This is a genomic window from Ruegeria sp. BG8 (genome assembly GCF_056538325.1).
Map to the genome: position 1 here is coordinate 1,017,073 of NZ_JBQFSZ010000001.1, position 14,319 is coordinate 1,031,391.

Genomic DNA, 14,319 nt, shown 5'->3' on the forward strand with positions numbered 1-14,319 from the left:
AGCTATTGGGAAGGCCACACTTAGGAGGCCAATGTGACATTCACGCGATACGCGATTTACTTTGCGCCCCCAGCTGGGGCCAAATGGACTGAGTTCGGAACCCGCTGGCTGGGCTGGGACATGGCGACCGGGCAACAGGTCGAACATCCACCTGCGAATGGCATAGACCTTGCTGCCGTCACCGCAGTGCCGCGCAAATACGGCCTGCATGCAACGATGAAGCCGCCCTTTCGACTGGCCCACGGGAAAACGGTGGCCGACCTGCAGAACGCTTGCGTCAAACTTGCCGATGCGCGCCCTGCCGTGACGTTGGATGGGATGGAAATTGCGCGGCTTGGTCGGTTTCTTGCCCTTCGTCCTGTCGGAGATGCCACTGAACTGAATGCTCTGGCCGCGGCTTGTGTTCGCGATCTGGATGGCTTTCGCAAGCCCCCGTCTGATGACGAACTGGAACGACGCCGGGCAGCGGGGCTGAACGCCATTCAGGACGCCAATCTTGTTCAATGGGGTTACCCTTACGTGATGGACGCCTTTCGCTTTCACATCACACTCAGCGGTCGTTTGGACAAAGAAACGCTGGTCAAGGTTCAATCCACGCTCGAAACAGATTTGGCGCCGTTGTTGCCCGCGCCCTTTCAGATCAACGACTTGGCGCTTATGGGCGAGGCCGAAGATGGTATGTTCCACCTGATCCAACGCTATGCCCTCTCAGGTTGAAGCTGCGACAGGATCGCGTCGATCGTTTGCGTCAGTGGACCAGAGTTGTCTATCTCGATCACACGGTCCAAACCTTCGGGCAAGGGGGCCGATGCACGCGCAAGGCGTCGGGCCTGCTCTGCCGCGTTTTCGCGGTCGCGATTGCACAAACGCTGCGCAAGAACCTCTGGATCGGCGGTCAGAGAGACCACGATCAGATCCTTGAATACGGCTTGTGCTTGCAACAACACCGTCCGTGACAGGTTGACCAGTACAGCATCCGCCAGTTGACGATCTGCTTCAATCTCGCGCGGGACGCCGTACAACAACCCATGCGCCGACCAATGCAGTGCAAAGGCACCATTGGTCACCATCTGCTGGAACTCGGCCGCAGATACACGGTCGAAATCCTCGCCGTCTTCGCCGGGTGGTCGGGTAATCACACGACGCACGCGACGTATACCCGGAGCGGTCGCGTCAAGCGCTTCCATAACGCTGTCCTTGCCAACACCTGATGGACCAACAACCGCTATGACGGGTGCAAGGGTCATGCGGCGGCCTTGGGGGTAAACCCGGACACGTCGATTTCGCGATCGCACACCCGGTTGCGCGCGTCTATATCGTGGAAAATACCTACAATCGCAGCGCCACGCGCCTTAGCCTCTTCGATCAGCGACAAAACGGTTTCGCGGTTTTGCGCATCCAAAGATGCGGTTGGTTCATCCAGCAACATCGCCGGATAATCATGTGCAAAGCCACGGGCTATGTTGACCCGTTGTTGCTCACCACCGGAAAAGGTCGTGGGGCTAAGGGACCACAGGCGTTCTGGGATATTCAGCCGTGCCAGCAGTCCGGCGGCCTTGTCCAATGCTGTTTGCTTGTCACATCCAACGGCCAACAAAGGCTCGGCCACGACTTCAAGCGTTGGCACGCGCGGCACGACCCTCAGGAACTGACTGACATATCCCAGCGTATCACGCCGCAAAGCGAGGATTTCGCGCGGCTGGGCCCGAGCGACGTCAAGACCACCGACCAGCACCTGACCTGACGCAGCCAGGTAGTTGCCGTAGATCACACGCATCAAAGTCGATTTGCCCGCGCCCGAAGCACCGGTCAACGCAACGCATTCCCCTGCGGACACCTTCAGGGTCGCGCCTTCCATGACGGGAATGACTGCACTACCTTGATTATGCAGGGTAAAACTTTTGCTGACGCCTTGTAATTCGATCATGTCGCCCTCTCAAACCTGCAGCACGCTCGAGACCAGCAACTGCGTATATGCATGTTGCGGATCGTCCAGCACCTGATCGGTCAAACCAGTTTCAACCACTTGCCCGTCCTTCATCACCATCAGGCGATCCGCCAACAGGCGGACAACGGCCAAGTCATGAGTGACGATAATGGCGCTCAGCCCCATCTCGCGGACCAAACCCCGCAACAGATCCAGCAAACGGGCCTGAACAGACACATCCAGCCCACCAGTGGGCTCGTCCATGAAGACCAGCCGGGGGCCAGTCACAAGGTTTCGCGCGATTTGCAGACGTTGTTGCATCCCACCGGAAAAGGCCGTCGGGCGATCGTCCACCCGGCTTTCGTCAATCTCGACGCGGCCAAGCCAATCGACCGCACGTTCCCGGATCTGGCCATAATGGCGATCACCTACCGCCATCAGACGCTCACCAATGTTCCCCCCCGCGCTGACTGACATGCGCAGGCCGTCCCGGGCGTGTTGGTGCACAAAGGCCCAGTCGGTGCGGCCCAGCATCCGACGCTCTGGCTCGGACATGGTGACCGTATCCACCGGACCATCCGCGCGCGTATCAAAAACGACCTGCCCATGATCTGGAACCAGATGACCAGCCAGACAATTCAGCAATGTCGACTTGCCTGATCCGCTTTCACCTACGATCCCCATCACCTCACCCGGGTAGAGATCGAAACTGACATCCGCACACCCGATACGGGCCCCGTAGGTTTTCCGGATGTCCTTCACACTTAATAACGGCGTCATGTCACTTACCTCGGGTCATAGGCAAATTCGATCCGGTTGCCGCCGGGTTCGCGGATCATGAAATGTATCTTGGGCCCTGCGCCGGACGGCTCGGGCGCAAATTCCACCTGAACGCCGGGCCAATCCTTGATCGCGTCGAACACGGTATCCAGCGACTCTCGCGACGGGATTTTGAAGGCGACATGGTGCAGGCCCACATTCGCGTGCCGATCAAAGCCACGCTGATCGTCGCCTTTCTGCTGCCATAGCGTGAGAACTGCCGAGCCGTTGCTGATAAAGGCCGATGGGTATTCGGGCCGACCACCCACCACGTCCCAGCCCAAGGCATCGACGAAAAAGGTTTTGGTGGCCTCAAGGTCAGCAACCGTCAGGCCCAGATGATCAATTCCCAAAACGTGCTCGCGCATCATGCCGCATCCTCCTTGGCCAAACGTCCTTCGTGCCCGGCCTCACGGCGAGACCGGCAATAATCCGTGTCCGAGCAGACAAACATCCGGTTTCCTACGTCATCCATGATGACCTCGTCCAAATAGCTGTCTTCAGCCCCGCACAGATCACATGGGTGGTCAGCCTTTGAGGCTTCAAAAGGATAATCTTCGAAATCCAACGACACGACCTTGGTATGTGGAGGCACTGCATAGATGCGCTGCTCACGCCCGGCGCCGAACAACTGGATCGCGTCCATCTCAAGCTTGGGGTTGTCGAATTTCGGGATTGGGGACGGATCCATCACGTAGCGGTCCGACACCATCACTGGATATGAATAAGAGGTCGAAATCGCCCCGTGCTGGCTGATATCCTCATACAGCTTTACGTGCATCAGCCCGTATTCTTCCAGACTGTGCATCTTGCGCGTCTCAGTCTCGCGCGGTTCAAGAAAGCGTAACGGTTCCGGGATGGGCACCTGATAGACGAGAATCTGATCTTCGCGCAGCTTTGCTTCGGGGATACGATGGCGGGTTTGGATCACGGTCGCCTTCTCGGTCTCTTCCGTCGTCTCAACGCCCGCCGTGTTTTCAAAGAACTTGCGAATGGAAACTGCATTGGTGGTGTCATCCGCACCCTGATCAATGACTTTGAACCTGTCATCGGGTGTCAGCGTTGCCGCCGAAACCTGTACCCCGCCGGTTCCCCAGCCATAGGGCATCGGCATCTCGCGGCTGGCAAAGGGGACCTGATATCCCGGAACGGCAAGGCCCTTAAGGATAGCCCGCCGGATCATCCGTTTGGTTTGTTCGTCCAGATAGGCAAAGTTGTATTCGCTCATAACACGCCTCTTTCCGTCAAATCCGCCTCAAGCGCTTGCGGTGTGGTAAAGTGGATGCCTTCCATCCCGACAGCCCGGGCACCTTCGATATTGTGCAGCCCGTCGTCGATAAAGATGCAGTCTTCCGGCGCGTGACCTGCGCGGTCACAGAGCATTCGGAAAATGCGGGCATCGGGCTTCATCACCCCTTCCTGACCGGAAACGACCAGGGTTCCGAACACCTCGCCCAAGCGCGGGTGTACCTTCAGCCCCTCGGGCCAAGTCTCCGCCGACCAGTTAGTGATCGCGTGAACCGGTGTTCCCTGCGCCTTCAGGCGATCCAGAAGGTCCCATGTTCCGTGTATCGGCTTTTCCACTGTCAGGGTGTAGCGTTCGACATACGAAGCAAAAAGCATTTGATCCTGCGGATCATCCAGTTCCTTGGCGAGGTCCGCGAAGCGCTCTCCGTTGTCGCCACGCGCATTCTTGGCCCGGAAATCGGTGCGTTCCAGAAAGGCGTGAACGGCCTCTTCCGAGCCCAGAGCATCGATCCAGGCCAGATGCGGTTGCCAGTCGATCAGGACCCCACCGATATCGAAAACAACAGCCTTCATTCCGCAGCCTCCTTCGGTGTGATCCGTCCTTGGGCTTCGCGGCGGAGTTTTCGAACCAGTTCCAGTTCAGACTGGAAATCCACGTAGTGGGGCAGCTTGATGTGTTCCAAGAACCCAGTGGCCTGAATATTGTCGGCGTGGCTCAGAACGAATTCCTCGTCCTGCGCCGGCGCACCGACATTGTCTTCGCCCAACTCTTCCCACCGAAGAGCGCGATCAACCAGTGCCATTGCAATAGACTTGCGTTCTGATTGACCAAAAACCAACCCATATCCGCGGGTGAATTGCGGCGGTTCGGTCTTTGATCCTTGGAATTGGTTGACGGTCTCGCATTCCGTCAGCTCAACCTCTCCGATTTCGATCGCGAAGTCGAGTTCAGGGATATCCATTTCGACAGGAACCTTGCCGATCCGCAACTCGCCCACGAATGCGTGGTTGCGCGCGTATCCACGTTGGGTGGAGTAGGCCATGCCTAGCACAAAACCTTCATCCCCGCGCGTCAGCGACTGCAGTCGCAAAGGACGGTTCGAGGGGAACTGCATCGGTTCACGCGTCAGATCGCCCGGAACGTCGTCACTGGCCGGTTCTTCCTGAATGATGTCTTCGCCCTTGAGAAATTCGGTTATATGCGGCGTCGGCTCCATGCGAGGCGGGCCTTCGGGCGCGGTCGCCTCGCCGCCTTCTGCGGCCAGTTTGAAGTCCAGCAGACGATGCGTATAGTCAAAGGTCGGCCCCAGCACCTGCCCACCCGGCGCATCTTTGAATGTCGCCGAGATGCGGCGATCACAGGCCATCTGGCCCGTTTCAACCGGGTTCGTGTAGCCAAACCGGGGCAAGGTTGTGCGGTATGCCCGCACCAGAAAAATCGCTTCGATCAGATCCCCCCGCGCCTGTTTGATGGCAAGCGCTGCAAGGTCGGGGTCAAACAAGGACCCCTCGGCCATCACCCGATTGACCGCAAGGCTCAACTGCGTGCGGATCTGCGCGATACTTAGCTCTGCAATTTCAGTTGGCCCGCGGCGTTCCTCGGCCAGCCAGGAATGCGCGTTTTCGATGGCCTTTTCACCGCCTTTGACAGCTACATACATGTTCAGGCCTCCGTAGAGATTTGAGTGCTGCGCGGCAGGGCTGCGACCTTGTCCCCGCAGGTAAAAAAGAAGTCGCAACCCAACGGATAAAGCGACGCATTCGCCTGCAAAGCTGAGACATCTGGCAAAGAGAGCTGTGATGTGTCCTTGATGCCAGGCCCCCGCAGCGTCGCGCCTTGCGGAACAAGCGCATCACATTCGACAATCAATGTCGCCGAGCGATCCGGGTATTCAGGCGTGCCAGTGCGAAACGGTGCCAAACCGCCCAAAGCCTGCCATGTACCCAGCGCAAAATCCGCACGGGTCGCATCAACGATCGGTGCGCCGGTGTGGAAGGTCAGCCACTGACGTACATCCGTCGTATCCGCCGCCCCCGCCAAGTAGACGCTTGTTTCGGGATCACACAGTGTCAGCAGCAAAGTCCCGGCCGCCACGGACAAAGGCTCTGGCGGGCGTGCACCAGCAAGCTGCCTGATTTCACCTGGTCGCGCCATAACTGTCATGGCCGCCCGAAACGCATGAGCTGCGTCGATCGGGGCGTTCGAAAACCCGCCTGAGAACTGCTGTTGTGCGTTCATCAATCTTCTCCGCGTACCAATGTGAAGAACTCCACTTTCGTGGCGGCAGCTTTGGCCGCACGGTTGGTCTGTGTGGCCGTCATCTGCTCCGCCAAAGGTTGGACCACCTGCGTGTCGATGGCCTCGGCCGCGTCGGTCTGCATCAGAGCATCTACCAGAGCCGCCACCTCGGCCTTGGGCTTTGATCGCCCCTGCACGTAGCCATGGCCAACCGTTCCGTCCTTCAACACCAACGAACAGCGCGTAACGGTCATTTCCCCAAGATTGAACGGAGCGCCAACCGCTCCCGCCCGCCCCCGGACCATCACACCGCCAACTTCAGGGGCGCGCAGCCATTCATACGCTGGATGAACGCCGGTTTGGCTCCAAAGCGCCATCAGGGCTTCTTCGGGCGCGCGGGCCAGTAACCCCATCCGCTTCTGACGGGCAACATCGGCTGGTTTGTCAAAATCTTCCATGAAAGCCTCTTGGCCGGGTTGTCTACATGAACTATACAACTAGACAAATATTACACTTCTACCCCGCCCTCTGCAATCCGCTAGCGTGTGAAGATTTAATGACATGAGCAAAACACCCGTCTGGAAAAGCATCGCCCTGAGCCTGACCGCCGACATCGCAGAAGGGCGCTTTGACACCGGCGACCGTCTGCCGACCGAAGCGCAATTGGCAGCAAAACATGGGGTAAACCGCCACACTGTGCGCAGGGCGCTATCGGACTTATCCGAGCAAGGTCTTGTTCACACCCGGCGCGGCGCGGGTGTTTTCGTGGCAGCGCGGCCAACGGACTACCCGATCGGAAAACGTGTTCGGTATCACAAAAGCATCTCAGCCAGCGGGAAAATTCCAGGCAAGAAAATCCTGACGCTGACCACGCGCGCCGCGGATCTGGCTGAAGCCGAGGCTTTAGGTCTCAACGCTGGGGATTCTGTCCACGTATATGACGGATTGTCCCTTGCAGACGGGCAACCAATTGCCTTGTTTCAAAGTGTTTTTCCCGCAGAGCGCCTGCCGAACATTCTGACAGCGCTTTCAGACACCCAGTCCGTCACCAAAGCGCTGCAGCTTTGCGGTGTATCAGATTACGTGCGTGTATCGACCCGTCTGACTGCACGAGCGGCGACCCCAACTCAAGCGCTGCATCTGCGTCTACAAGAAGGGGCGCCAGTTTTACATTCAGTGGGTGTCAACGCCGATGTGAACGATATACCGGTCGAGTACGGCCGAACCTTTTTTGCCGGTGAACGTGTTACTTTGACCTTGGACAAGGATTGAACGCAGCGGCCCTCCCGCCCGTCTTCGACCTCTTTACAGAGGCCTCATCCCGTTGGGCACAGCGCGGCGCTATGCCCAAAGCCGCAAGTGCGTTTCGGCTTTGCCGAGGCGCGCGCGGGCGCGGGAGAACAACGTTGTCGGATAAAAAACCTTATTCGTATTTTTCAAGGAACGCTTCTGCAGACAATGACCGGAAATCCGGCAAAGCGGCACGTAGTCTCGCGTTGTCCCAATCCCACCAAGCCAGGGTCATCATACGCTCTGCCACGCCAGCGGGGTAACGCGGCCTGATCGGTTCTGCCGTGACACCCGCAACGATCGTGTAAGGCGCGACGTTTTTTGTTACGATCGCGCCGGACGCGACAACTGCCCCGTGTCCGATCGTCACCTCGGGCTTGATGATAGCCGCGTGGCCGATCCAGGTATCGTGCCCAATCTCGGTGGTACGGCTGGCCCGGTGCGCAAACCAATCTGCATCGTCTGCCTCTCCGTCCCAATAATCCGCAGACCGGTACAGAAAGTGGTGCAGCGATGCTTTTTCCATCGGATGATCTGTGGCGCCGACCCGTGTAAAACTGGCGATATTGGCAAACTTGCCAATCCGCGCATTCGCAATGTCGCACGTGCGATCACAATAGGAATAATCCCCGAACGTTGAGTTTGCCACGCGAGTTCCTGCACCAATCTCTACATAGGCACCAAACTCACTGTTAGAGATTGCGCATTCGGGATGCAGAAACGGCTGATCCGCTTGAAGTCTTGCCATGCGTTTACTCAGATACCTCAGGCCGCTTTAACGGCCTTGGCCTTCGTCCGTTTAGGTTTGACTTCGCCCTGAATCAGGCGCCGTCGCAGCCAGCCCGAGAACCAATCCATCAACATCACCATCAGGATGATGAGGACGATGTAATAGGCGACCTCTTCCCAATCTTTTTGCGTAATAATCGCCTGGGTCAGCAAAAGCCCGATACCACCTCCCGTGATGGCACCAATAACCGTCGCGCTGCGGGTGTTAGACTCGAGGAAATACAAAAGCTGGCTCAACAGAACCGGCGTCACTTGGGGAATAACGCCAAAGCGGTAACGCTGAGGCGCATTCGCACCAGTGGACTGCACCCCTTCGATCTGTTTCTGATCGACGTTTTCCAAAGCTTCCGAAAAGATTTTGCCAAAAGTTCCCGTGTCAGTGACCAGAATAGCCAGCGCTCCGGTCAATGGGCCCGGACCGAAGGCTCGGGCCAGAACGACCGTCCAGATCAAGGCATCAACGCCACGAACAAAGTCGAACACGCGACGTGTCAGAAACCGCACCGACTTTAGCGGGTTGAAATTGCGCGTCGCCAGAAAAGCGAGCGGAAGCGCAATCATACCCGCCCCAAGCGTGCCAAGAAACGCCATGAGGATGGTCTCAAAAATTGCCCATGCCACATCCTGGTGCCGCCACATCTTATTGGTCCAGAAATCGTTGAAGATCGCGCCCGCTTCACCTGAGGCAGCCAGCCCGACCAATTGCGGGAAGGACTTGCCATAGTAGGGGCTGTCCAGTGTGAACCAGAACAATTCCCAGCCGTTGAAATAGCGGAACACCTCAGACCGGTTGCGGGTTACCGTCAATCGGCCCGCATCCGTGGTAATTGCCATGCGGTTTTTCGAAACATTGATCCATTCAGGCACCTCAGCCGACGGCAGCTCTGCCTGAACCCCTGCAGAACGGGTCGGTGTGGCGCGAACGGTTCCGTAGCCAGGAATGTCATATTCAACGTTCTCTGGACCAAAGCGCACGACGTGACCGTCTTCCAGATCAATTACCGTGGTCTCCCCCAAAGTAACCCAATCCGGGGCTTCACCGTCTGGATAGGCACCCTTGCGCTCACCCTCGATGGCGACCGAAACTTCGCCATTGCGGTTATCGCGCTCGACATGGGTCTTATAGCTGTAGCTGTCCGCCACCAACGTCTTGCCGTTCTCCCAATTTGCACGCTCGGCCAGTCCCGGCACATCGAACGCGAAGAAAACGTAAATCAGGTAGGCAAGAACTACTCCGGGAAGGCCGAAGTTCAGCAGCCGCTTGCAGTTGAACAGACTTCCGGCTTCTGCCTTAAGCTCGTCAATGCTGAGATTTGTGGCAAAGGTGCTCATGCCCGCGCTCCTTTCTCGGATCCGTGGGTCAGGCGATCGCGCAGCAGCCCCGAAATTTGGTCGACAACAACGATGGTGACAAACAGCAGAAGAAAGATCGCAGCGGCTTCGTCGTAGCGCCCCTGCCCCCAGGACATCGAATTGCGCAGTTCATAGCCAAGCCCACCCGCACCGACAAAACCCAGAATGGCCGACGCGCGGATATTGATTTCGAACCGCAACAAAGCATAGCTGACATAGTTCGGACCGACCTGCGGGATGACCCCCAGATACATCCTTTGCGACCAGTTCGCGCCGACCGAGTGCAACCCTTCGACAGGTTTCAGCGAGGCATTCTCGTTCACTTCCGAGAACAGCTTACCCAGCGCACCCGCCGTATGGATGGCAATAGCGATCATCGCAGGCACCGGGCCGCCGCCCAGCACAAAGATCAGAACCAAGGCAATCACGATTTCGGGGATTGCGCGGCACACATCGGCGATGCGACGAAACAGCGGGATCAGCGATGGCCAAAGCGCCATACCACGTGTCGACATAAGCGCCAGAAAGGTCCCAGCGATGGTACCAAGCAGCGTTGAAGCGGCCGCAATGTTGATCGTTTCGATCAGTGCGGGGAAGAACTTGACCAGATTGGCGGGCAGAGCGTCGATTTTTTCCCACGCTTCGGACAAAACCTCGGCCGGATAGTCAAAAATGCGGTGCCAGCCATCAATGAAACTACCGGCGTTACGATCGTCAGCTGTTTGGAAACCGGCGGCCATGAGGGCCACGAATACGATCAGAAGGATACCACCATAGACCCGCTTGCGTCGTGTCATCTCGGTATAGTCGGCCCGAATCTGGTCGACGCTGGGGGACCCTGCGGTCAGGTCTGTCATGGAATGCTCCTGAGTGGAAAAACGGGGCCCGGTTTCGACACCGGACCCCGATATTGGGGATGTGCAGGCTTAGTTAGACTTCAGCTTGCGTGCTTCGATGATGACTTCGTAGGCTTCGTGGGTGATCGGCTCGAACGCCTTCGCTTCACCCGCGGCTACGCCGTAAAAGCACTCGCGGTCTTTCTCAGCCAGACCCGCCATCAGAGCGGTCATCTTTTCTTTCACATCTGCTGGCAGAGCTTGGCGCAGAACAACCGGGCCTTCCGGGATCGGCTTGGACTGCCAGATCATGACCATGTCGTTCATGTCGACCAGACCTGCGTCAACCGCGCGGCGCAGCGCACCCGAGTTGAAACCGTCTTCCCAATCGCCCAGACCGTCGGCCCATGTTACGCCGCCATCAACGTCACCGTTGTTGACCGCTACGATGGTTTGCTCATGGCCGCCGGTGAATTTCACTTCGCCAAAGTAGTCGCCCGAATCCATGGTCGCGCCGGTGGCTGCGGGGATTTCGATCGAAGGGATCAGATAGCCCGAGGTCGAGTTCGGATCACCAAAACCAAAGGTCTTGTCCTTCATATCTTCCAGCGAGGTGATGCCGCTGTCCTTGCGCGCGAAACCGATCGAATAGTAGCCGTAGCCGCCGTCCAGGTTCACCTTGACCAGCACCGGCTCGACGGCTTCTGGGTCAGACAGATAGGTTTTGGCGTAACCCGAGGCACCCAACCATGCCATGTCGATGGTGCCGCCCAGCAGGCCCTGAATTACGCCGTCATAGTCGGCAGGGGCGAACAGTTTGGTTTCAACGCCTAATGTTTCTTCGGTGTATTCGCGCAGGCACTCGTTGTTGTTCAAACGGTCCTGAGCGTTCTCGCCGCCCAAAATGCCGATGCGGAATTCGTTGATATCCGCAGCCAAGGCCGGTGTGGCCATTGCAGTTGTGGCCACTAGGGCAGCAATCAGTTTTTTCATCTCGAGTCTCTCCGGTTTGATATGCCGGCCTTTCATCGGCCGGTCGATGAAAGGGGTGGGTGGTTTAGATGGTCGCTTCTGCTTCCATCAGGGCTTTTTGGGTCGCGTCGAGCGTTTCGATCTCGGTCGAGGTTGCCTCTTCCGAGAAACTTGCATCAGCGCCATAAATTTCGCGGGCGACACCGGTTGTCAGTTGCTCGGGCAGGCCATCAAACACGATGCGCCCGTCGCGCATTCCCACAACGCGGTCGCAATAGCGGCGGGCGGTGTCCAGTGTGTGCAAGTTGGCAATGACAGTGCGGCCATCCTCTTCGTGGATACGGCGCAGGGCTTGCATGACAACTTGCGCGTTCATCGGATCAAGCGAGGCGATGGGTTCATCCGCCAGAATGATGCTGGGGTCCTGCATCAGCGCGCGTGCAATGGCTACGCGTTGCTGTTGTCCACCCGACAGCGCCTCGGCGCGTTTGGGGGCGTGTTCCGCAATGCCCAGGCGATCTAGAATATCGATAGCGCGGTGAATCTCGTCCATCGGAAACAGGTTGAACATGGTGGCCAACGTGGAATGGCGGTTCAACGTGCCATGCAAAACGTTCGAGACCACATCCATGCGGGGTACCAGGTTGAACTGTTGGAAGATCATCGCACAGTCCGCCTGCCAGGCGCGCTTGTCGCGACCCTTCAGCTTGGTTACGTCACGACCTTCAAAATTGATCTCACCTTCACTGGCGTCGGTGAGGCGGTTGATCATCCGAAGTAAGGTCGATTTACCTGCACCAGAGCGTCCGATGATCCCGATCATCCCGGGCTTGTCTATTTCCAGCGTCGCAGTGTCCACAGCGACGTTGTCACCAAAACGCTTGGTCAGTTTCTTGATGTGCAGCACGAGCCACCCCCAATTCATGTTGGGGGTCAGCTAAAGACGATCTTCAACGGCTTTGTGTAAGTTCGGTGAAAGTTTTGTAAACGCCCACAGCGCCAAGAGGCCTACCCAACCTCGTATATCGCAGGTATACGCGGGCCGACTCGATATCTGACATGAGGCCCCCCAATGAGCTTTGACCGCAGCATCAAGATCGCTCCGTCGATTCTGTCCGCCGACTTTGCCAATTTCGGCGCCGAGATTCAGGCGATCGAAGCGCAAGGTGCCGATTGGGTGCATGTTGATGTGATGGACGGGCATTTTGTGCCAAACCTGACCTTCGGCCCCCCTGCCGTCAAAGCCTTCCGCCCGCACGTAAAGACGGTAATGGACGTGCATCTGATGATCACTCCTGTCGATCCGTACATTCAGGCTTACGCCGACGCAGGCGCCGACATCCTGACCGCACATGTCGAGGCCGGGCCACATACGCATCGCACATTACAAGCCATTCGAGCGGCAGGGATGAAAGCAGGCGTTGCACTGAACCCTGGCACCCCAGCCGACGCGGTCGAGCATTTGCTGGATCTTACGGATCTCGTCTGCGTCATGACCGTGAACCCCGGTTTCGGAGGCCAGAAGTTCATCGACCTTACCGACAAGGTCCGCAAGCTGCGACAGATGATCGGCGACCGCCCGGTTCACATCGAAATCGATGGTGGTGTTGATCCAACGACGGCCCCGTTGGTTGCCAAAGCTGGCGCTGACGTTCTGGTCGCCGGATCGGCTGTATTCAAAGGTGGATCAGTGGATCAGCCTGAGGTTTATGGCCAAAACATCCAAGCTGTGCGGGTAGCGGCTGAGGCAGGGGTGTCTTGAGCGCAAGCCGCTAGGCAAAATGCGCATCGCCAACCCTCTTGGAGCCCCAAAAGCGGGATTCACGCCGCCTTGACGTTCTTGTTGAGAACCCGCGCGCTATTGGCGTTGGTCGGGTTTGGCAAGTGGGTATTGCCTGCCTTTTCTCAAAGCGACGACATGACCAATATTCAAACGAATGGCCATTCAAATGCTGGAGAAGACAATGGCAAGATCATTCTGGCAGTTTTGGCTATTTTTGATACCCGGGTTCGCGGTATCTTATCTGATTTCTATCTTCTCCCACGATTTAATGGGCATACCTCGGGGGGTACCTTTCGGTCGCTTTGGAGTGATTGGGGCTATTGCTCAAATTTCACTGTTGTTGTTACCCTTTGCAATCGGGGCCTCACTGGCAGCAATTTTCTACTTCAAACGGCACGCCACAACGGCAACTCAACAAGAAATCACTAACTGTTCAAGGAAAATCGGGGGTGTTGCGCTGCTTCTGACCTTTCTGTTTTTTGCGCTGTCAGGAGCATGGTTTGGCCTAATACAAGCACCTGGTTGGATGATTATCATCGTCCTTTTTGCGCCAGCTTTATCTGCAACGGCTTTGTTCTGGATCACGTTCCCGATCACCGTTCGATTAATTGTTTTTTGGAAAAGCCTTAGCTGAAGAATGTGAAAAAGAAAAAGGCCGCCCCATGTGGGGCGGCCTTTCTTAGTTCAACCGGTTGGGTCCGAGATTATTCGACGAATAATCTCAGCACCGTCACCGATTACTCGATGATTTTCGACACAACGCCGGCGCCGACGGTGCGGCCGCCTTCGCGGATCGCGAAGCGCAGACCGTTTTCCATCGCGATCGGTGCGATCAGCTCAACGCCGAACGACACGTTGTCGCCAGGCATGACCATCTCGGTGCCTTCGGCCAGGGTCACGGTGCCTGTCACGTCAGTTGTACGGAAGTAGAACTGAGGACGGTAGTTCGCGAAGAACGGGGTGTGACGACCGCCTTCTTCCTTGGTCAGGATGTAGGCTTCGGCTTCGAACTTGGTGTGCGGTGTAACCGAACCCGGCTTACACAGAACCTGGCCACGCTCAA

Annotated in this window: 19 protein-coding genes; 4 read left to right on the forward strand and 15 right to left on the reverse strand. The window is 57.3% G+C overall.

From position 1 onward, the window contains the following. The first annotated feature begins 33 nt into the window (after window positions 1–33). The gene (locus tag ACR0DG_RS05115) at window positions 34–717 is read left to right on the forward strand and encodes a DUF1045 domain-containing protein (protein ID WP_480694910.1); all 684 of its coding nucleotides are present in this window, start codon (window positions 34–36) and stop codon (window positions 715–717) included. Here the strand turns inward: ACR0DG_RS05115 and phnN are convergent. Genes phnN through phnG form a run of 9 tightly spaced genes read right to left on the reverse strand, consistent with a single transcriptional unit; the run spans window position 699 to window position 6,691 of the window. Continuing rightward, the gene (phnN, locus tag ACR0DG_RS05120) at window positions 699–1,247 is read right to left on the reverse strand and encodes a phosphonate metabolism protein/1,5-bisphosphokinase (PRPP-forming) PhnN (RefSeq protein ID WP_480694912.1); all 549 of its coding nucleotides are present in this window, start codon (window positions 1,245–1,247) and stop codon (window positions 699–701) included. The two genes, ACR0DG_RS05115 and phnN, sit on opposite strands and share 19 nt — an antisense overlap. Beyond that, window positions 1,244–1,927 carry a phosphonate C-P lyase system protein PhnL gene (gene phnL / locus ACR0DG_RS05125; protein ID WP_480694914.1) on the reverse strand — a complete coding sequence of 228 codons (684 nt, stop codon included), beginning with the start codon at window positions 1,925–1,927 and terminating at the stop codon, window positions 1,244–1,246. Before phnL ends, phnN begins: the two co-directional genes overlap by 4 nt. 9 nt (window positions 1,928–1,936) lie before the next feature. Then, entirely contained in the window at window positions 1,937–2,707 is a 771-nt protein-coding gene (gene phnK / locus ACR0DG_RS05130) for a phosphonate C-P lyase system protein PhnK (RefSeq protein WP_480694916.1), read from the reverse strand. 5 nt (window positions 2,708–2,712) lie between these two features. After that, entirely contained in the window at window positions 2,713–3,117 is a 405-nt protein-coding gene (locus ACR0DG_RS05135) for a VOC family protein (RefSeq protein ID WP_480694918.1), read from the reverse strand. After that, window positions 3,114–3,974, reverse strand: a complete 861-nt coding sequence (locus ACR0DG_RS05140) for an alpha-D-ribose 1-methylphosphonate 5-phosphate C-P-lyase PhnJ (protein WP_480694920.1) — start codon at window positions 3,972–3,974, stop codon at window positions 3,114–3,116. The genes ACR0DG_RS05135 and ACR0DG_RS05140 overlap by 4 nt, the downstream gene beginning before the upstream one ends. Then, window positions 3,971–4,567, reverse strand: coding sequence for an HAD family hydrolase (locus ACR0DG_RS05145; protein WP_480694922.1), 597 nt, complete (start codon window positions 4,565–4,567; stop codon window positions 3,971–3,973). Before ACR0DG_RS05145 ends, ACR0DG_RS05140 begins: the two co-directional genes overlap by 4 nt. Beyond that, a complete protein-coding gene (locus ACR0DG_RS05150; RefSeq protein WP_480694924.1) occupies window positions 4,564–5,655 on the reverse strand; it encodes a carbon-phosphorus lyase complex subunit in 1,092 nt (363 codons plus the stop codon). Before ACR0DG_RS05150 ends, ACR0DG_RS05145 begins: the two co-directional genes overlap by 4 nt. A gap of 2 nt (window positions 5,656–5,657) precedes the next feature. Continuing rightward, window positions 5,658–6,233, reverse strand: coding sequence for a phosphonate C-P lyase system protein PhnH (phnH, locus tag ACR0DG_RS05155; RefSeq protein ID WP_480694926.1), 576 nt, complete (start codon window positions 6,231–6,233; stop codon window positions 5,658–5,660). Next, entirely contained in the window at window positions 6,233–6,691 is a 459-nt protein-coding gene (gene phnG / locus ACR0DG_RS05160; RefSeq protein WP_480694928.1) for a phosphonate C-P lyase system protein PhnG, read from the reverse strand. Before phnG ends, phnH begins: the two co-directional genes overlap by 1 nt. A gap of 103 nt (window positions 6,692–6,794) precedes the next feature. Here phnG and phnF point away from each other — a divergent pair, with 103 nt between their 5' ends. Beyond that, window positions 6,795–7,505: a phosphonate metabolism transcriptional regulator PhnF gene (phnF, locus tag ACR0DG_RS05165; protein WP_480694930.1), complete on the forward strand. Its 711-nt coding sequence runs from the start codon at window positions 6,795–6,797 to the stop codon at window positions 7,503–7,505. A 151-nt stretch (window positions 7,506–7,656) separates the two neighbouring features. Here phnF and ACR0DG_RS05170 read toward each other — a convergent pair whose 3' ends face one another. From ACR0DG_RS05170 to phnC, 5 genes are all read right to left on the reverse strand, one after another. Then, the gene (locus tag ACR0DG_RS05170) at window positions 7,657–8,271 is read right to left on the reverse strand and encodes an LbetaH domain-containing protein (protein ID WP_480694932.1); all 615 of its coding nucleotides are present in this window, start codon (window positions 8,269–8,271) and stop codon (window positions 7,657–7,659) included. 17 nt (window positions 8,272–8,288) lie between these two features. Further along, window positions 8,289–9,644 carry a phosphonate ABC transporter, permease protein PhnE gene (gene phnE, locus ACR0DG_RS05175; protein ID WP_480694934.1) on the reverse strand — a complete coding sequence of 452 codons (1,356 nt, stop codon included), beginning with the start codon at window positions 9,642–9,644 and terminating at the stop codon, window positions 8,289–8,291. Continuing rightward, window positions 9,641–10,522, reverse strand: coding sequence for a phosphonate ABC transporter, permease protein PhnE (gene phnE / locus ACR0DG_RS05180; RefSeq protein WP_480694936.1), 882 nt, complete (start codon window positions 10,520–10,522; stop codon window positions 9,641–9,643). Before phnE (ACR0DG_RS05180) ends, phnE (ACR0DG_RS05175) begins: the two co-directional genes overlap by 4 nt. Before the next feature lie 69 nt (window positions 10,523–10,591). Continuing rightward, complete coding sequence (gene phnD, locus ACR0DG_RS05185; RefSeq protein WP_480694938.1) at window positions 10,592–11,494, reverse strand: phosphonate ABC transporter substrate-binding protein; 903 nt, start codon at window positions 11,492–11,494, stop codon at window positions 10,592–10,594. A 64-nt stretch (window positions 11,495–11,558) separates the two neighbouring features. Beyond that, window positions 11,559–12,380 (reverse strand): phosphonate ABC transporter ATP-binding protein, encoded by an 822-nt coding sequence (phnC, locus tag ACR0DG_RS05190; RefSeq protein WP_480694940.1) that lies wholly within the window; start codon window positions 12,378–12,380, stop codon window positions 11,559–11,561. A gap of 165 nt (window positions 12,381–12,545) precedes the next feature. Between phnC and rpe the strand changes: the two genes are divergently transcribed. Then, on the forward strand, window positions 12,546–13,235 hold the full coding sequence (gene rpe / locus ACR0DG_RS05195) for a ribulose-phosphate 3-epimerase (protein WP_480694942.1): 690 nt from the start codon (window positions 12,546–12,548) through the stop codon (window positions 13,233–13,235). A gap of 175 nt (window positions 13,236–13,410) precedes the next feature. Next, complete coding sequence (locus ACR0DG_RS05200; protein WP_480707060.1) at window positions 13,411–13,890, forward strand: hypothetical protein; 480 nt, start codon at window positions 13,411–13,413, stop codon at window positions 13,888–13,890. Between the two features lie 103 nt (window positions 13,891–13,993). Here the strand turns inward: ACR0DG_RS05200 and ACR0DG_RS05205 are convergent. Further along, window positions 13,994–14,319 (reverse strand): EF-Tu C-terminal domain-related protein (locus ACR0DG_RS05205; protein WP_480707061.1); only part of this gene is annotated, 326 nt, incomplete at its 5' end.